Here is an 18227-nt window from a genome sequence, read left to right on the forward strand (position 1 = left end):
GGGCAACCGATCGAGCCGCCTCGATAGATTGAGCCGCCCACTTGGGCGCAGACGAATTGGAGATCCCCATGCGCGCCCAGCCCACGGCTTCGCACTATGTCAACGGACGCTATATCGAGGACGAAGGGGGCGCGCCGCTGCCGGTGATCTATCCTGCCACGGGCGAGACCATCGCCATGCTGCGTTCGGCGACGCCGAACGTGCTGGAACTCGCTATCGAGGCCGCACGCGCCGCACAGCCGGCCTGGGCGCGGCTCAAGCCGGTCGAGCGCGGCCGCATTCTGCGCCGTGCCGCCGACATTTTGCGCGCCCGCAACGCCGACCTTGCCCGCATCGAGACGCTGGACACCGGTAAGGCGATCCAGGAGACGCTGGTGGCGGACGCGCCTTCCGCCGCCGATTGCCTTGAATATTTCGCCGGCGCGGTCGCCGTCTTCAACGGCGAAGCGGTCGACCTCGGCGGACCCTTCGCCTACACGCGCCGCGAGGCGCTTGGCGTCTGCGTCGGTATCGGCGCCTGGAACTATCCGATCCAGATCGCCGGCTGGAAATCGGCGCCGGCGCTCGCCATGGGCAACGCCATGGTGTTCAAGCCATCGGAAAACACGCCGCTTTCGGCGCTGGCGCTGGCCGAGATCTACTCGGAAGCTGGTCTACCCGACGGGCTGTTCAACGTCGTGCAAGGCTATGGCGATGTCGGCGCCGGGCTGGTCGGCCATGATGTCGTCGCCAAGGTTTCGGTGACCGGCTCGGTGCCGACCGGGCGCAAGGTCCTGTCGCTGGCCGGCTCAGGGATGAAGCACGCGACGATGGAACTCGGCGGCAAGTCGCCGCTGATCGTCTTCGACGATGCCGATCTCGAAAACGCCATTGGCGGCGCCATGCTCGGCAATTTCTATTCGAGCGGCCAGATCTGTTCCAACGGCACGCGCGTCTTCGTGCAGAGCGGCATTCACGGCCGCTTTGTCGAGCGGCTGGTCGAGCGAACCAAGAAAATCCGCATCGGCGATCCGCTCGATCCGGATACGCAGATGGGTCCGTTGGTCAACAAGGCGCAGCAAGACAAGGTCGTCGGCTATATCGCGGCTGGCAAGCAGGATGGCGCCACGCTCGCTTGCGGCGGCAACGTGCCGTCGCTGCAGGGCTTCCAGGGCGGCTTCTTCGTCGAGCCTACGGTCTTCACCGGCGTCACCGACACCATGCGCATCGCCCGCGAGGAGATTTTCGGCCCGGTCATGAGCGTGCTGAAATTCGACGGTGAGGACGAGGTTATAGACCGCGCCAACGACACCGAGTTCGGCCTTGCGGCGGGCGTGTTCACACGCGACCTGCCGCGCGCCCACCGCGTCATTGCCGAGTTGCAGGCCGGAACCTGCTGGATCAACGCCTACAATCTGACCCCTGTGGAAATCCCCTTCGGCGGGGTCAAGCAATCGGGCATCGGCCGCGAGAATTCGCTGGCGGCACTGGCGCTCTATTCGCAGCTGAAGTCGGTCTATGTCGAGACCGGGGACGTGGCAAGCCCGTACTGATCCCGCCTACTTGTCCACCGTCCCATCCAGATACTGGGTCAGCGCACAGACCAGATGGTAGAAGATGCTCGCCGGCACGTCTGACGCCAGCGAGCGGCCGCGTTCGTCGATGCGGTCGATCCAGAGGCCCAGCGGCGCCGGGTCGATGTGCCAGCGGAACAGCCGGCCGACGCGCGCCTCGATCTCCGGCTTGAGATCAGGGCCGCCCGAGCCATCCAGCGCGATCGCCGCCTTGAGCGCTTCGGCCTGCGGCCAACTGCGCGACATCAGGTCGAGCGGCAGGCCCTGCCGCGAGACTGCCCCATAGGCAAGGCCGGTGGCGCGGTTAAGGCCGTTGGCGATCGCCGAGGCATAGAGTTTTCGGGCATAGACGCTCAGCTCGGCCTGGCCGCTTCGATCGGCAAAATCGACCAGCAGCGATGCCCATTCGAAGTGATGGCCGGGTTCGGTCCAGGTTCCCTTCTCTCCCAAGACCGGTTTCCATTCGGCATCGAAATACTCGCCGAGCGTCCAGCTCTCGGGGTCGAAGAAATGGCTGCGGAAGAGGTCGATGATGCGGGCCGCGCGTCGCAGATGCGCGCGCTCTCCGGTCGCCTGGTGCCAGGCCAGGAAAGCTTCGAGCAGATGCATGTGCGGATTGGAGCGCCGCTCGCCGGCCCCATCCGATGTCTCGAGGAACCCCGTCATGCGGCTGTCCTCCAGATGCGCATCGAGGAAGGCGAAGGTCTCCTCGCCGAGCCGCAAGGCATCGGGATTGCCCGACATATGCGCGTGCGCCAGTGCCAGCAGAATGCAGGAATGATCGTAGGCGTCCTCGACCGGGTCGGCGACGGAGCCATCGACATTCAGCGTGCGCACCCAACCGCCCCGTTCGGTGCGGCCCTGCCCTGCCATGAAATCGATGCCATGCGCGATCAGCCGGTCGGCCGGGCCGGTCCAGCCACGTTCCTTGGCAACGGCGAAAGCATAGACCTGCCTGGCCTGGGTGCGCATGCGCTTGGGCTTGACGAGCGGCCTGGTGTCGAAACCCAGCGCCTCGTGGAAGCCGCCATGGCGCTCGTCGACGCCTGATGTCGACCATAGCGGCAAGGTCTCCTGGAACAGCCAGTGATGCACGCGCCGCCGCCAGGCGCCGCTTTCGATGACGCGGTCGTGCGCTGGCGTGAATCTGGTTTCCAGCCGTCCCGATTTTTCGAGTTGTTCGACGATCTTCTTGACGTGCTGGCTGTGGCTCACCGGGGCAACGAAAGTGGCATCCGCCGTCGAGACGATGGCAACGTCCTTCATGCCGATCGCCGACAGCAGGCGGCCGTCGCTGCGGATATAGGAATTCTCACAATCGATGGCGACGACATCACCGACGACGACGTTGCCTCGCTCGTCAGCGGGACCGACGTCGAGGAGCGATTGCCAGGAGCCGAGATCGTTCCAGCGGAAACCGGCCGGCACCATGGCGATGTCTTTTGCCCGCTCCATGATGGCATAGTCGATCGAGTTCGACGGGATGGCCGCGTAGAGCTCCAGCGGCATATAGAGGCCGGACAGGTCCGATGTCGCCGCCTTGTAGGCCGCTTCGGTAGTGCGCCAGATATCGGGCTGGAATGCCTCGAAGGCGTCGCGCATGGCACCCGCCCGAAACAGGAAGATGCCGGTGTTCCAGTAGAAATTTCCCGCCTTGAGATAATCATTGGCCGTCGCGAGGTCGGGCTTCTCGACGAAGCGCGAAACGTCGAACACCCCGCCCTTCTCGGCCGATACCTCGATATAGCCGTAACCGGTTTCCGGCTGGGTCGGCTTGATGCCGAACACCACCAGGCGGCCGGCGCGCGCCGCCTGCGATCCCGCTTCGATACTTTGCCAGAATTGCCCCGCCGTCGCTATTTCATGGTCGGAAGGCACCACCAGCACCAGGCTGTCGCCGAATTCCGACAGAGTGCGCAGCGTCGCCAGTGCGACGGCGGCGGCGGTGTTGCGTCCCGCGGGCTCGAACAGCGGGCCGCCGCCGGCAAGATCGAGACCGGCCAAGTCGGCATGGACACGATCGGCGTGACGTTCCGAGGCGATCAGGAAGATCGGCGTCTCGCCAGCCGGTCTCGCCGTCAGGCGGCGCAAGGTCTTGGCCAGCATGGAGCCATCGCCCGACAGATCGTGGAACTGCTTGGGATTGTCCTCGCGTGACAGCGGCCATAGCCGAGAGCCAACGCCGCCGCTCATGACAAAACTGACGATCCGCTCGGTCATTCAGGTCTCGCGCTCGGGAATTGGAGGTCGATTGGGTAGCACAGACGCCCTTTAAGCGGTATTTGCCCGATTGGAAATCCGCTCGGCCGCCAGTTCGATAAAGGCCTTCACCAGGGGCGAAAGGTGGCGGCTGCTCGGATAGAGCACATGCAGTCCGCCGGCCGGTGTCGTGTAATCCTCGAGGACGCGCTGCAGGCGCCCCTGATCGATCAGCCCTTCGGCCATCGCCTGGGGCAATTGGGCGACACCGAAGCCGGCGAGCGCGGCAGCAAGCACCGCCTGCATTTCATTGGCGGCGAAGCGCCCGGTGACCACGACCGTCTCCTGGCCTTGTGGTCCATCCAGCACCCAATGGGCGCCCGAGGCCGATGGGCCCGCGATGACGCATCGATGGCGCGCGAGATCCGCCGGGCCTTCCGGCATTCCATATCGTGCGAGATAGTCGGGGCTGGCGCAGAGCAACCTGCGCGCGGCACCGAGCTTGCGGGCGATCAGCGTCGAATCCTGGAGGGTGCCGGTGCGGAAGGCGAGGTCGATACCGTCCTCGACCAGGTTGAGCTTGTCGTCGGTGAGCCGAAGCTCGACATTGGTCTTCGGATACAGCGCCAGAAAGTCGACCACGGCGCGGATGAGGAAATAGCCGCCAAAACCTACCGGGGCCGAAATGCGGATGGTGCCCGACGGTTCCGCCCTCGCCTCCGCCAGACGCAGATTCGCCTCCTCGATCGTGCGCAGCCCCTGGCTGCTTTGCTCATAATACAGACGCCCGGCATCCGTCAGGTTGAGGCTGCGTGTCGTGCGCTGCAACAGGCGCACGCCGACCTCGCGTTCGAGCGCGGCGACACGGCGGCTGACCGACGTCTTTGGCATGGCGAGCAGACGCGCGGCGGCGGTGAAGCTGCCGGCTTCGACGACGCGAGCAAACACGATGACATCGTTGAGATCGATCATTGTACTCACACGTGAGACAAAGTTTTCCAATTATAGGCAGTTATGCATCAATCCGACAGAGCCTAATTTTGGTCCAGGCAAACAAGCCGGACAGAGAAAAAGGAGCAGACGAAATGACCAGCAAACGAAACATTCTTGTGACCGGCGCCACGGGCCAGCAAGGCGGCGCGGTAGCGCGTGCGCTGTTGTCCAGGGGCCATCACGTCAAGGGACTGACGCGCAAGCCGGGCAGCGAGGGCGCGCGGCAACTGGCGTCGGCGGGCGCCGAGGTGGTGGCCGGCGATCTCGCCGATGCGGACTCGGTCGTGAGCGCCGCAAAAGGCGTCGACACCATGTTCCTGATGGGCAACAGCTATGAGGCCGGTCTCGAGGAAGAGACCCGTCTGGGGATCCTAGCCGCCGATGCGGCGAAGACCGCCGGCGTCGGACACTTGATCTATTCCTCCGTTGCCGACGCCGACAAGAACACCGGCATCCCGCATTTCGAAAGCAAATATCTGGTCGAGCGACATATCGAGCAGCTCGGCATTCCCCATACGATCAGCGCGCCGGTGGCCTTCATGGAGAATGCCGTTGCGCCATGGTCGATCGGTGCGCTCAACCAAGGCATCCATGCCTTCGCGATGCCGCCCAAGCGCGTCCTCCAGCTCGTCTCCCTGGTGGATATCGGCGCCTTCGTGGCCGCTCTGGTCGAGCGGCGGGAAGAAGTGTTCGGCAAGCGCTTCGATTTCGCCGGCGACGAATTGTCAGGCGAAGAGCAGGCTAAAATCCTGTCCGGCGCCATCGGCCACCCGATCCGCTACCAGGAAATCCCGATCGCAGTCGCCCGCCAGCAGAGCGAGGACGCGGCGCTGATGTTCGAATGGTTCGACCGCGTCGGCTACGACGTCGATATCGCCGCCTTGCACAGGGAATTCCCGGAGGTGCGCTGGCACGGCTTTGCCGACTGGGCGCACGATTTTGACTGGAGCATGCTGACGGCCGCAGCGCCCGCAGCGGGGCGGTGACCTAGAAAGTCTGGTTATAAGCGCCGACTTCCGGACTACGGCGCAGCACGGCGTCGACGGCATCGAACATCTGCCGGCGACGCTCGGACGAGACCGGGCTTTCGACGACCACGACCAGTTCCGGCTTGTTCGACGAGGCGCGCACCAGACCCCAGGTGCCGTCCTCGGCGACGACGCGGACGCCATTGACGGTGACGAGGTCCATGATCTTCTGGCCCGCGAAACTGGTACCGTCCCGCTGCATCGCCTGAAAATCGGAGACCACCCGTTCGACGACGCCGTATTTCACATCGTCCGCGCAGTGCGGCGACATGGTGGGCGTGCCGAAGGTCAGCGGCAGCGCACGGTAGAGATCGGCCATCGAACTGGCCGGGTTGCGGTCCAGCATCTGACAGATGGCGATTGCCGTGACCAACCCGTCGTCATAGCCGCGCCCGATCGGCGGGTTGAAGAAGAAATGGCCTGACTTTTCGAAGCCGGCGACAGCGCCGAGTTCGGCAACGCGGCGTTTGATGTAGGAATGGCCGGTCTTCCAGTAGTCGGTAACGGCGCCATTGGCGCGCAGCACCGCGTCGGTGTTGAACAGTCCGGTCGACTTGACGTCGACGACGAAGGTCGAACCCGGATGGAGCCGCGAAATATCCCGCGCGAGCATGACGCCGACCTTGTCGGCGAAGATTTCGTTGCCTTCATTGTCGACGACACCGCAGCGGTCGCCGTCGCCATCGAAGCCCAGACCGACATCGGCCCCTGTCTCCAGCACCTTGTCCCTGATGGCATGCAGCATCCGCATGTCCTCCGGGTTGGGATTGTAGCGCGGGAAGGTATGGTCGAGTTCGGCATCGAGCGGAATCACCTCGCAACCGATGCGCCGCAAGGCTTCCGGGGCAAAGGCGCCGGCAGTGCCATTGCCGCAAGCAGCGACCACTTTGAGCTTGCGTGTGATGCGCTTGTCCCCGACCAGGTCGTCGAGATAGGTGGCGCGAAAATCGCGGACGAAATCATAGGAGCCGCCGCCTGTAAGGTCGAAATCGCCGGCGAGCACCATCGCCTTCAGCGCGGTCATCTCCTCAGGCCCGAAGGTCAGCGGCCGCGCGGCTCCCATCTTGACGCCGGTCCAGCCGTTCTCGTTGTGCGAGGCGGTGACCATGGCGACGGACTGCGTCTCCAGTGCGAACTGCGCGAAATAGGCCATAGGCGACAGCGCCAGGCCGATGTCCTTCACCCTTGCGCCGGCCGCCATCAGCCCGGAAACCAGCGCTAGCTTGATGCCAAGCGAATAGGACCGGAAATCATGCCCGGTGACGATGTCGGGTCCGGCGCCGAGACGGCGGATCAGCGTGCCGAGCCCCATGCCAAGCGCCTGGACGCCGATCAGATTGAGTTCCGGCGGCACCGTCGAACCGGGATGACCGAACCACCAGCGCGCATCATATTCACGAAACCCGGATGCCTTGATCAGCGCCGCGGTTTCGAATTCGAAGCTGTTGGGCCAGGCTTCGCCAACGATTTTTGGGGGCAAGACAGCAGGGCTCCAGGAGACAGAAACACGATCTATCGAGGCAGCGGCTTAGCACACAAGGCTTTAAGCCGCGTTTATCCCGGATGGAAATCCGAGCTTTCCGGCAAGCCCCGACGAAAGCGCACGAAATGCGACAGAAGTGCTGCCATTGCCGCTTGCAGGAACGAAGTGTGGCGGCTATAAGCCCGCGGTCTGGTCACGGAGTGTAGCGCAGCCTGGTAGCGCACCTCGTTCGGGACGAGGGGGTCGCAGGTTCAAATCCTGCCACTCCGACCAGAAAAACAATGTATTAGCGCATCCCGACTTTGGCGCAATCGGCGATTCACCTGATAGCCTGCGTCCAGGCTGATGCCTTTTCCCTCAGCGCGGGGAACGGACACGAAATCCCTTTCCTCGCATGACGCATGAGCAACGAGGTTCCTGCATCGTGCCGGTCAATCTGCGGAGAGTGTTCGCGGCGTCGCTGCCACGGATCACACTCCGACAGGGCATGGCGCGCGGCGCCTAACGGAGGCCGAAGAAGCTCAATATCGCAATGACGATGACCACCGCTCCAACGAGCCAAATGATATTGTTCATAGACTCTCTCCTGTTGCCTGGTGAGCCCGCGCCTCTGGCGGAGGACACGGGCCGATCAGCCTTTGCCGACTGATCTTCAGCAGACCTCAATTGTGATGCCTGCCGCGGAGATAGAACAGTTAGACCCTCCTAATGTTCCGCAGCCTGAGTGAAACCGTAGAGAACGCGATGCCGCGACTAGCCGTGGCATGAGGATGGCTAGGGGGCGGTGGCTAAATGTTGCGGTTTTTGCATCCTTGGCCAGCGACGCCATAGCCGCCCTTCGACCTGCCGCACGTCCCCGCCTGTCCCGGGAAACCCGGAACCAAAGGGGTCAGCGGCAGTTGTATCCAAGGAAGGGCTAATCAAGGCAATGGAGAAATTGCAGTGAAAACAATGATCATGTGCGCTTTGGCGCTTTCGATGGGATTGCCCGCTTTGGCTTCGGCCGCTGAGGCGGACGTTGTCGTCACGACCCATCATCGACATCACAACCAGGTCAGGATCATCAACGAGGAAGGTCAGCGGCTTCATCACCGTCACCACGGAACGATTGCGTTCTACGACCATGGTCGCCGGCATCATTATCGGCAGGATCGGGATGCCGTTGTCGTCACCGGCTCCATCTCCACCCACCGTCACCACCACCCGGTGGTGATCGAAAACGGCGGTTACTGATTACCGACTGGTGGCCCGGCTCTCGATCAAGCCTGGCCACCAGATGACTTTCCCTGGCACGCTATGCGCGGCTGAAAATCCAGGCGCAGTGGACCGTGCCAGTCCTGAATACCCCATCACCGCTGGTAAGTTATGGAAGCTCGGCTCGGGTCAGGCAATTTTCCCGACGCTGGCCAGTCCAGCCAGGGTTTGTGCCAAATCCAGGGTTCGCTCGCCACTTGGAAGAGCGAGCGAACCCTGTCAGCGCAGGAAGGGACTGGATTGCGCCGATGTGCGAGGAGGTTAGCCGAGGACTATTGCGGCCACCATGAAAGTGATGGCCGTCGCGAAGATCGGTGCGAGCAACCAACGCGCCTGGTCAACACTCTTCTCCATCGGCTTCCTCCCACAATCTGCTAGCGGACAAACGGCGGCAATCAGCGGCCGTTCCGGGTTCCGCGCCCGGCAAGACCATTGCGTCCTGGTGCAAGACTTAAGTCCCGCGCCTTACCAGACCGAAGCCCTAACCGGGAACGTTTGCCCGCGCTCCAAGTTCGGTTGATTGGGCGCGAGGACCATCAAAAAACGAGACGGAATAAATGACCAGCACAATCTCGAATCGTGAAGACGCAAGATCCGATATCTTGCAGCTGCGCGTGGCAGACCTCCGGAGCAGGATGCGCAGCGCGCGGATCACCGAGGGCGAAATCAAGACCTTCCAAAAGGTCGCGGCGGTAATGGAGGACGGTCAAGGCCGGATCGATGGCGACGACTTGATCGCCGCATCCTTCGTTACCGACGCGCTGACGGACACGACACGTCCTGAATGACCATGCCAACAATCAGCAGGCTTTTTGAATCCCATCCCGAAGCGACCCGGATCGCCGGCAACCTTTTGGCGGCCGGGGTTCCGCGCGTACAGATCGCCATTATCGGGCCCTACCACGACGAAATCGGTGTCCTGAAATCTCCGGCAGTCATGCTTGGCGCTGCCGCCGGGCTGTTGGCGTGCCTGGGCGCTTTTGCTGCTTACGGCATCAATCCTTTCGCAACCGGCCTGTCGGCGATGGCCCTGACAGGCACGTTCTGCGGCTGCGCCCTCGGCGGCTTGCTCGGACCCTTGGTCGCGACCGCCAGAAGGCCGGAGCGCCGCAGTGTCGGCGAAGGGATCGTGCTGGTGACAGCCCATGTCGATGACAACGCGGCCGACATTGCCCAAATGGTGCTCGGCGGCGGTTGTGTCCCCATGACCGGATTGGCCGCCGAAGCAGCGTAAGAATTTTCGACGACAGTGAGACGGGCCGGTAACCAGCGCAGAGCCGGCCGGCCGGTCAAACTTTGACGAAAAGGGCATCCGCGCTAGTTTGACCGACGAATATGAGGGGGCCGGCACACGGCGAACCGGACGCGAATATGAATTTGATCTCAACAACAGGGTCAGCACCGGTTCTTCTGGCTGCCATGCTCCTGGTTGGCGGATGCGGGACGATCGGCGGAAGGGCCGATCCGGCCAAACACGAGAGCATGAGCTGCACCGAGCTTAACAGCGCCGTGGGAAGCAGCGCGAGCGACATCTCGCAAACCGCGATCACCCGCGGCAAGGTCGCCAACACCAGCGTGCCGCGCTGGCTGCTTGGCGGATCGCGCGTGAAGACGGCGGTCGCCAATCGTGAAACGGCCAGGATCGACCGGTTGAAGCAACAGCAGGATGCCGCTGTCGCCATGCGCGCACACAAGTGCGCGAGTTCGGCGGGCTGAGCGAACGGGCCTTACCTGCAGCGGCTCATCACGCGCTCAACCGGAACCGCGTGACGTCGATCGCGGCGTTCATCAGCGTCTGCGTATAAGGCGCTTGCGGGTTGCTGAAGATGGCCTCGGTCGGCCCCTCCTCGACGATCTTGCCCTGCTTCATGACGATGATGTAGTCGGCCATGGCGCGCACCACCGCGAGATCGTGGCTGATGAACAGGTAGGACAGTTCGTGGTCGGCCTGGAGTTTGCGCAGCAATTCCACGATCTGTTTCTGCACCGAGCGGTCGAGCGCCGAGGTCGGCTCGTCCAGCACGACCATCTTGGGCTTCAGGATCATGGCGCGGGCAATGGCGATGCGTTGCCGTTGTCCGCCGGAAAATTCGTGCGGGTAGCGGTTGCGGGCGTTGGGATCGAGGCCGACTTCGCGTAGCGCCTCGACAGCGCGCTGGTCGCGCTGCTTTCCCGAAAGGTTCGGCTCATGCACCAGCAGCCCTTCGGTGATGACCTGGCCGACGGTCATGCGTGGCGACAGCGAGCCGAAGGGATCCTGGAAGACGAGCTGCATCTGGCGCCGCAGCGGCCGCATCTGCTGCCGGTCGGCCGTGGAAATGTCGCGATCGCCGAACCGGATGAGCCCATCGCTCGGCAACAGCCGCAGCAAGGCGCGGCCGAGCGTCGATTTGCCCGATCCGGATTCGCCGACGATGCCGATGGTCTGGTTGCGTTGCAACCGGATCGAGATGTGATCGACAGCCCGCAGCATCAGGGGTTCGCCGGCCAGGAACCCGCCGCCGATCCTGAATGTGACTTCGACGTTCCTGCCTTCGAGCACCACGGGCGCGTTGGCGGGCGGAGGTGCCTTGGTCCCCGTCGGCTCGGCCGCCAGCAGCATCTTGGTGTAGGCATGCTGCGGGTTGGCGAAGATCGCTTCCGCCGCGCCTTCCTCGACGACCTCTCCCTGGCGCATGACATAGACCCGGTCGGCGAAGCGCCGCACGATGCCGAGGTCGTGGGTGATGAAGACGATCGCCATGCCGAGCTTGCGCTGCAGCTCGGCCAGAAGCATCAGGATCTGTGCCTGGATGGTCACGTCGAGGGCCGTCGTCGGTTCGTCGGCGATCAGGATGTCGGGGTCGTTGGCGAGCGCCATGGCGATCATCACGCGCTGGCGCTGGCCGCCGGACATCTCGTGCGGATAGGATTTCATCCGCCGTTCCGGATCGGGAATATGGACGAGCCGCAGCAGCTTGAGCGCCTCTTCACGCGCTTCGGCGGCGCTCAGGCCGCGATGCCTGCGGATCGGCTCCATCAGCTGGTTGCCGATCGAATAAAGCGGATCTAGCGAGGTCATCGGTTCCTGGAAGATCATGCTGATCTTGCGGCCGCGGACCTTGTTCAGCTCGGACTTGCTCAATGTGAGCAAATTGCGGCCGCGATAATCGACATGGCCCGACGCTTCGCCGTTGGAGGCCAGCAGGCTCATCGCCGCCATCATCGTCTGGCTCTTGCCGGAGCCGGATTCGCCCACGACTGCGACGGTTTCGCCGGCATTGACATGGATGTTGATGCCCTTGACCGCTTCGACGGCACCGTCGAGCGTGCGGAAGCGCACGCGCAGGTCCTTGACGCTGAGGATCGTTTCGGGAGTGGCCATGTCAGCGATCCCCATTTTATCTATCCCCATTTTTACCGATCCCAATCTTTATCGATCTCTTGGGTCGAGCGCGTCGCGCAGGCCGTCGCCGACGAAATTCAGGGCGAACAATGTCGAGACGAGGAAGAAGGCGGGAAACAGGAGCAGCCAGTTGGCGGTGCCGATGTTCTTGGCGCCGACGGAGATCAGCACGCCCCAGCTGGTCATCGGCTCCTGGATGCCGAGGCCGAGGAACGACAGGAAGCTCTCCAGGATGATGACCTGCGGCACCAGCAGGGTCATGTAGATCACCACGGGGCCAAGCAGGTTGGGGATGACATGGCGCACCAGGATGCCGCGCTGGCCGATGCCCATGGCTTCCGCCGCCTGGACATATTCCTGCCGGCGGATCGACAGCGCCTGCCCGCGCACGATGCGCGCCATGTCGAGCCACAGCACGGCACCGACCGCCAGGAACATCAGCACGAAGTTGCGGCCGAAGAACACCATCAGCATGATGACGAAGAAGATGAACGGCAAGGAATAGAGCACGTCGACGATGCGCATCATCACCTCGTCGACCTTGCCGCCGGAAAAGCCGGCGGCGGCGCCATAGATCACACCAATCACCACCGCAACGATGCCGGCGAGCAGGCCGATGGCAAGCGAGATGCGCCCGGCCATCAGCGTGCGCGACAACAGATCACGGCCAGTGTTGTCGGTTCCGAACAGGAAATACTGCTGCTTGACCGATGCGCTCATCGTCACTTCGAGGCCGTCGGGGGACTTGCTCTCTATCTTGGTGTCGTCGAAGGCATCGGAACGGTCGAGGTAGCGGATGTTGCGGTCGTCGATCGGCTTGGTCGACTTGACCGTGACGAAGACCTGGCTCCCTTCCTGGTGCCACTCCTTGATGTCGACCCGCATGCGTTTGATCGCTTCGGCAAGCGCCGTCTCGATCATATCGGGTTTCGGGTAGGCCGACAGGCTTGGCGGCATGCGCACATAGTCGGCGTAGATGGTCGTGTATTGATGCGGCACGAACCAGGGGCCAAAGACGCTGACGACACCGATCAGAATGAGGTAGTAGAGGCTGAACATGGCGGCGCGATTGGCCTTGAGGCGCGCCCAGGCATCGCCCCAAAGCGAGCGACCAACGATGGCGGGAGCCGTGGCCGTGATGTCAGTCATAGCGCACCCTAGGGTCGACGACCGCGTACATGACGTCGACGATCAGGTTGAAGACGATGGTGAAAATGGCGATCACCACCACCGTTCCCATCACCAGTGTGTAATCGCGGTTGAGCGCGGCATCGACGAAATAGCGGCCGACTCCGGGAATGGAGAAGATCGTCTCGACGATGACCGAGCCGGTCAGCAGTGCCGCCGCAGCCGGGCCGGTGAAGGAGACGATCGGCAGGATGGCGCCGCGCAGCGCGTGCTTGACCACCACCGACCAGTCGGAGAGGCCGAGCGCGCGCGCCGTTCGGATATGATGGGATCGCAGCGATTCGATCATCGAGCCGCGCATCAGGCGGGCAACGATGGCGATCTGCGGCAAGGCAAGCGTCAGCACCGGGCCGACCTTGTTGATGAAGGCGCCGTCGCCCCAGCCGCCGATCGGCAACAGCCTCCAGGTCAGCCCGAAAAGGAGCTGGATCACCGGCGCGATGACGAAGGTGGGGATGGTGCTGCCGGCGGTCGCCAGGGCGATCACCGTATAGTCGCCAAGCTTGTTCTGGTTAAGCGCGGCAATGGTGCCGAGCACGCTGCCGAGCAACAGCGCCAGGATCAGCGCCGAGGCACCGAGCTGGACGGAAATGGGCAGGCCCTTGGCAAACAGTTCGGTGACGGTGAAATCCGGCATGTTGTAGCTCGGGCCGAAATTGCCGCGCAGCAGATTGCCGAGATAGTGGACATATTGCAGCCAGAGCGGATCGTTGAGGCCGAACTGGGCTTCAAGATTGGCCTTGATCTCGGGGCTCAGACCCCGCTCCTGGTTGAACGGACCGCCTGGCGCGACGCGCATCAGGAAGAACGCCATCGTCACGATGACGAACAGCGTCGGGATGGCGGTCAAAAGCCGCCGGAATACGTATCGCAGCATCGGTGCCCCGCTTGATCCAGAGCACGCCCGTCCACTCGGACGATTGCGCTCCAGCCTTCAAATCTTCGCACCGAACTTTCCGAAAATCGATTCCGCTTCCCGGACCGATGCGATGGCAAACCAGCGCCGCCGCGCATTCGGTTGCGCGGCGGCTTGGCCAGGGATCAGTCCTTGCTGACGAAGCGCGACGGATGCACGTCCATCACATTGTCGACGAAGCCGTGCAGCTTCGAGGAAACGATATCGTGGTAGCTGTAGTAGAGAAGCGGGATCTGGCCGACATCGTCGATGAGGATGCGCTCGGCCGCGGAGAGATCCTTCATGCGCTCTTCGGGCTTGCCGCCGGCGGCCGCGGCCTTGTCCATTGCCGCTTCGTATTGCGGGCTGTTGTAGTTCGAATAGTTGTTGCCGCTGGCCTTGCGCGTGATGCCGAGGAAGGTTTCCGGATCCTTGTAGTCGGCGATCCAGGCGGCACGCGCCACGTCATAGTCGCCCTTCTGCTCGAGGAAGGAGTAGTGGGTCTTGGTGTCGGTGTTGAGCAGCGTGACGTCGACGCCTAGCGGCTTCAGCTGTTCCTGGATCGCCACTGCCGTGTTCTTATGGTTTTCCGAGGTGTTGTAGCGGATCTCCATCTTCAGCGGATGCTCGGGCGTGTAGCCAAGCTTCTCGAGGATTTTCTTGGCGGCGTCCTCGCGGTCGATCTGCGGCATGTCGGCGTATTTGGCCATTGCGGGCGTGTAGCCCTCGATGCCGGGAGGCACCATCGAATAGCCGGGCAGCATCGAGTTCTGCCAGACCTTTTCAGCGATGAAGTCACGGTCGATCGCCATCGAGATGGCGTTGCGCAGCTCCGGATTGTTCCACGGCGCCTTGTCGGTCTTGATCGCATAGTAGTAGGTGCCGAGATACGGTCCGACATGGATCTGGTCGCCGAACTTGGTCTTGAGGTCGGCCAGCTGTTCGGTCGGCAGATCGTCATAGCTGTCGAGTTCGCCGGCCTCGAAGCGCTTCATCGCCGACGAACGATCTTCGGTCGGGATGTAGTTGACTACGTCGAACTTGACGGTCGCGGCGTCCCAGAATTTCGGATTCTTGACCAGTTTCATGTGGTCGTTGGGAACCCATTCAGCCAGCGTATAGGCGCCGTTCGAAACCAGTTTGCCGGGCTTGATCCAGTCGGCGCCGAGCTTTTCAATCGAGGCCTTGCTGACCGGATAGGTCGCCTGATGGGTCAGCATCTCCAGGAAGTACGGCGTCGGCGCCTTCAAGGACACTTCCAGGGTGTTGGCGTCGATCGCCTTGACGCCCATGTCCTCCGGCTTGCCCTTCTTGGTGTTGACGTCCTCCGCGCCCTTCACCGGATACAGCATCGAAGCGTATTCCGCGCCGGTCGCCGGATCCTCCAGCCGGTGGAAGGCGTAGACGAAGTCGTCCGCCGTCACCGGGCTGCCATCCGACCACATGCCGTCCTTGCGCAGCTTGAAGGTATAGACCGTGCCGTCATCCGATACCGTCCAGCTTTCGGCGGCGCCCGGAATGAGGTTGGCCTTCTCATCCTGCATGACCAGTCCCTGGAACAGGTCACGCAGCACGTTGGCTTCATAGACCGTCGAGGTCTTGTGTGGGTCGACCGATTCGGATTCAGCGGCGGTGCCCCTGTTATAGACGGTCTCGGCGAAGGCTGGCGTCAAGAACGTACCGGCAGCCAAGGTCATGGTCGTGGCGAACACCGTCGCCTTCAGCATATTTTTCAGCATGAAGTTCTCCCTGTCGGCGCTGCCATCGGCGCGCCTTTACGTGTTGACGCCCCGGAACCGATGTCTGGCTCCTTTGAGCGCGCCGCCGGTTCCCTCCGGCGGCTGGTGGCAGGAGACTAGACAGGAGGTCAGATCTTTTCAACCGAGTACTGATTGACCCTAAGTCAAGCCTCATTATTGCAGAAGAAATGACTAAATTAGAGAGTCTTTTTCAATCGAGCACATCCTTTGGTTGCGTCCAGAGTTTTCGCTTTCTGCATGCGAACTTGGGCATGGTGGAGCCATGGTTCACAACCTCATTTCCAAGGTCCGAAGGCGCCAGTTCCGAACAGACAATTCGGGCACTTCAGCGGTCGAGTTCGCCCTGCTGTCGCCGCTCTTCATGCTTCTCTTGCTCGGGATGGTTGGGTACGGCATCTATTTTGGCGCCGCCAATTCGATACAGCAAATTGCAGCCGACGCCGCCCGGACGGCTATCGCCGGGGTGAACCAGACCGAGCGCCAGACGCTCGTGGCCAGCTACCTCGCCAACAACGCCGGCGGTTACCCCTTCGTGGACGCCAGCAAACTGACCTACCAGGCCAATGACAGCGTTGCCGACGGAAGCCAGTTCGTGGTGTCCATCTCGTACGATGCCCGCAACCTGCCGATCTGGAATCTGTTCCCGGGCATAGCCATGCCAGGGACGACCATCAGGCGTCAGTCAACGATCAGGGTCGGGGGTATCTGAATGCTGCAGCGGGCGGGCAAGGGCATCGGCCGGCTTGCACGGTCGATGATGGGGGACAGGAAGGCGAACTTCGCCGTCATGACCGCATTGAGCGCGCCGGTCGCGCTGGCCCTGGCCGCGGTGGCGATAGACGAGGCCTCCATCTACACCGAGCGCCGGGAAGCCCAGGCGATGGTCGACCTGGCAGCGATCACCGCTGCCTCGAACATCAACAACGTCAACACAGCCGTCGTCACCACGCTCACCGACAACGGCATGCCGGGTGTCGTTGTTCAAGCTTCGGGCCAGACCATCCCGGCGGCCGCCGGGAAGACGGTGGTGACGGTTACGCAAGGCCGATATGCCTCATCGACCGCTAATGTCAGCCAGCGCTTCCAGGCGGGCGTGACGCCTTACAATGCCGTCCGGGTGACTTTGGCGAAGATCCCCAAGCGCTACTTCGCAAGCTCGCTGATCCCCACTCCCGTCATCGGCACCCAAGCCACCGCCAGCATGACGCCGCAGGCGACATTCTCGGTCGGGTCGAGATTGCTCAGCGTCAATGGCGGCATCCTCAACCCACTTTTGAGCGGACTTCTCGGCGGCAACATCTCGCTCAGCGTCATGGATTACAACGGACTGATCTCGGCCGATGTAAGCGTGCTTTCCTTCGTCAGTGCGCTCGGCACACAACTGAACATCACGGCCGGCACCTATTCCGACGTTTTGGCCTCGAAGGCGACCGTCGGCCAGATCGCTACTGCCATGGCCAATGTTCCCGGTCTCGGCAATACCGCCAAGGTCGCCTTGCAGACCATCGCCTCCAAGTCGACCAGCACCGTCAAGATCCCACTCAGCAGTCTTGTCAACCTTGGTTCCATCGGCAGCCTGGGCCTCGGGCAACAGCCGTCCGGCCTTGGCGTAGACGCAAGCGCAATGGGGATGCTGACGGCGGCGGCCGTACTCGCCAACGGCACCAACCAGGCCGCGGTCGATCTCGGCGCGACCATCCCGGGGCTGCTCTCCACCAAGCTCAGCATCGCCATTGGGGAGCCGATGCAATCCTCGCCCTGGCTGGCCATCGATGGCATCGGCACCGTCGTGCGGACCGCCCAGACGCGCATCAAGCTGACGGCCTCCGTCGGTGTCGGCACGCCGAGCCTGGCCGGCGGCATCAGCCTGCTTGCCGTCAATCTGCCGCTCAATGTGGAAGTCGCCTATGCCGAGGCCAAGCTGACCGACATAAGCTGTCCGACAGGGCCGTCCAGCATCAATGTCTCCATCGCCGCGCACCCCGGCATTGCGCGTTTGAACCTGGCCAACAGCAACAACCCGTCCGGCTTCGCCGATTTCAGCCAGCCGCAGACCTTCACCGACGCCGAGATCGCCGATGTGAGTCTGAAGCTCCTGCTGATCAACATCCCGCTGATTCAGGTGATGGGTTCGGCCGCGACCGCGATCACCAACAACAGCCCGCAGACCTTGACCTTCAACGCAACCGACATCGCCAACAAGACGATCAAGACCGTTTCGACGCGAAACATCTCGCAGTCGCTCACCACGTCTCTGGTCAACAACCTGTCGCTTTCGGTCAATGCGCTTGGTTTGGGCATCGATCTGACCGCCCTGCTTGGAACGGTCAAACCGGCAGTGGTGGCCCTGCTCAACACCGTAACGGCGCCCGTCGACGACTTGCTCTACAATGTGCTTTCAGCCCTGGGCGTCGGTGTCGGCCAGGCCGACGTGCGCGTCACCGGTGCGACCTGCGGACGGGCAGTGCTCGTTCAGTAGGACCGCTTGG

At 62.8% G+C, this 18227-nt stretch carries 15 protein-coding genes and 1 tRNA gene; 9 read left to right on the forward strand and 7 right to left on the reverse strand.

Features of this window, described 5'->3' with window-relative positions:
- Nucleotides 1–68 precede the first annotated feature (68 nt).
- Entirely contained in the window at nt 69–1532 is a 1464-nt protein-coding gene (gene betB / locus EN845_RS04655) for a betaine-aldehyde dehydrogenase (protein ID WP_127871318.1), read from the forward strand.
- Nucleotides 1533–1538: 6 nt separating this feature from the next.
- On the opposite strand, the gene EN845_RS04660 is transcribed toward betB, so the two are convergent.
- Together EN845_RS04660 and EN845_RS04665 are read right to left on the reverse strand one after the other, a co-directional pair.
- Nucleotides 1539–3773, reverse strand: coding sequence for a mannose-1-phosphate guanylyltransferase/mannose-6-phosphate isomerase (locus tag EN845_RS04660; protein ID WP_127871317.1), 2235 nt, complete (start codon nt 3771–3773; stop codon nt 1539–1541).
- Between the two features lie 51 nt (nt 3774–3824).
- Nucleotides 3825–4724, reverse strand: a complete 900-nt coding sequence (locus EN845_RS04665; protein ID WP_127871316.1) for a LysR family transcriptional regulator — start codon at nt 4722–4724, stop codon at nt 3825–3827.
- A 113-nt stretch (nt 4725–4837) separates the two neighbouring features.
- Here EN845_RS04665 and EN845_RS04670 point away from each other — a divergent pair, with 113 nt between their 5' ends.
- Complete coding sequence (locus EN845_RS04670; RefSeq protein ID WP_127871315.1) at nt 4838–5731, forward strand: NmrA/HSCARG family protein; 894 nt, start codon at nt 4838–4840, stop codon at nt 5729–5731.
- 1 nt (nt 5732) lies between these two features.
- On the opposite strand, the gene EN845_RS04675 is transcribed toward EN845_RS04670, so the two are convergent.
- Nucleotides 5733–7253 (reverse strand): phosphomannomutase/phosphoglucomutase, encoded by a 1521-nt coding sequence (locus EN845_RS04675; RefSeq protein ID WP_127871314.1) that lies wholly within the window; start codon nt 7251–7253, stop codon nt 5733–5735.
- Nucleotides 7254–7452: 199 nt separating this feature from the next.
- On the opposite strand from EN845_RS04675, the gene EN845_RS04680 reads away from it, so the two are divergent.
- The 5 genes from EN845_RS04680 (at nt 7453) to EN845_RS04700 (ending at nt 10226) form a co-directional block, all read left to right on the forward strand.
- A tRNA-Pro gene (locus EN845_RS04680) sits at nt 7453–7529 on the forward strand.
- Nucleotides 7530–8198: 669 nt separating this feature from the next.
- A complete protein-coding gene (locus tag EN845_RS04685; protein ID WP_127278660.1) occupies nt 8199–8489 on the forward strand; it encodes a hypothetical protein in 291 nt (96 codons plus the stop codon).
- 578 nt (nt 8490–9067) lie between these two features.
- Nucleotides 9068–9298 carry a hypothetical protein gene (locus EN845_RS04690; RefSeq protein ID WP_127278659.1) on the forward strand — a complete coding sequence of 77 codons (231 nt, stop codon included), beginning with the start codon at nt 9068–9070 and terminating at the stop codon, nt 9296–9298.
- A complete protein-coding gene (locus EN845_RS04695; RefSeq protein ID WP_245464386.1) occupies nt 9295–9744 on the forward strand; it encodes a hypothetical protein in 450 nt (149 codons plus the stop codon). Before EN845_RS04690 ends, EN845_RS04695 begins: the two co-directional genes overlap by 4 nt.
- Before the next feature lie 248 nt (nt 9745–9992).
- Nucleotides 9993–10226, forward strand: a complete 234-nt coding sequence (locus tag EN845_RS04700; RefSeq protein ID WP_348630914.1) for a hypothetical protein — start codon at nt 9993–9995, stop codon at nt 10224–10226.
- Between the two features lie 28 nt (nt 10227–10254).
- Here the strand turns inward: EN845_RS04700 and EN845_RS04705 are convergent, their stop codons facing one another.
- The 4 genes from EN845_RS04705 to EN845_RS04720 all read right to left on the reverse strand — a co-directional run bounded on the left by EN845_RS04705 (nt 10255) and on the right by EN845_RS04720 (nt 15717).
- A complete protein-coding gene (locus EN845_RS04705) occupies nt 10255–11874 on the reverse strand; it encodes an ABC transporter ATP-binding protein (protein ID WP_127871312.1) in 1620 nt (539 codons plus the stop codon).
- Nucleotides 11875–11922: 48 nt separating this feature from the next.
- Nucleotides 11923–13044 carry an ABC transporter permease subunit gene (locus EN845_RS04710; RefSeq protein ID WP_127871311.1) on the reverse strand — a complete coding sequence of 374 codons (1122 nt, stop codon included), beginning with the start codon at nt 13042–13044 and terminating at the stop codon, nt 11923–11925.
- Nucleotides 13037–13960: an ABC transporter permease subunit gene (locus EN845_RS04715; RefSeq protein WP_127279557.1), complete on the reverse strand. Its 924-nt coding sequence runs from the start codon at nt 13958–13960 to the stop codon at nt 13037–13039. The genes EN845_RS04710 and EN845_RS04715 overlap by 8 nt, the downstream gene beginning before the upstream one ends.
- A gap of 164 nt (nt 13961–14124) precedes the next feature.
- Entirely contained in the window at nt 14125–15717 is a 1593-nt protein-coding gene (locus EN845_RS04720) for a peptide ABC transporter substrate-binding protein (protein WP_127871310.1), read from the reverse strand.
- Between the two features lie 283 nt (nt 15718–16000).
- Here EN845_RS04720 and EN845_RS04725 point away from each other — a divergent pair, with 283 nt between their 5' ends.
- Complete coding sequence (locus EN845_RS04725; protein WP_167531186.1) at nt 16001–16447, forward strand: TadE/TadG family type IV pilus assembly protein; 447 nt, start codon at nt 16001–16003, stop codon at nt 16445–16447.
- On the forward strand, nt 16448–18217 hold the full coding sequence (locus EN845_RS04730) for a TadG family pilus assembly protein (RefSeq protein WP_127871309.1): 1770 nt from the start codon (nt 16448–16450) through the stop codon (nt 18215–18217).
- Nucleotides 18218–18227: the final 10 nt, after the last annotated feature.

Source organism: Mesorhizobium sp. M8A.F.Ca.ET.202.01.1.1 (assembly GCF_004791595.1).
GTDB lineage: Bacteria > Pseudomonadota > Alphaproteobacteria > Rhizobiales > Rhizobiaceae > Mesorhizobium.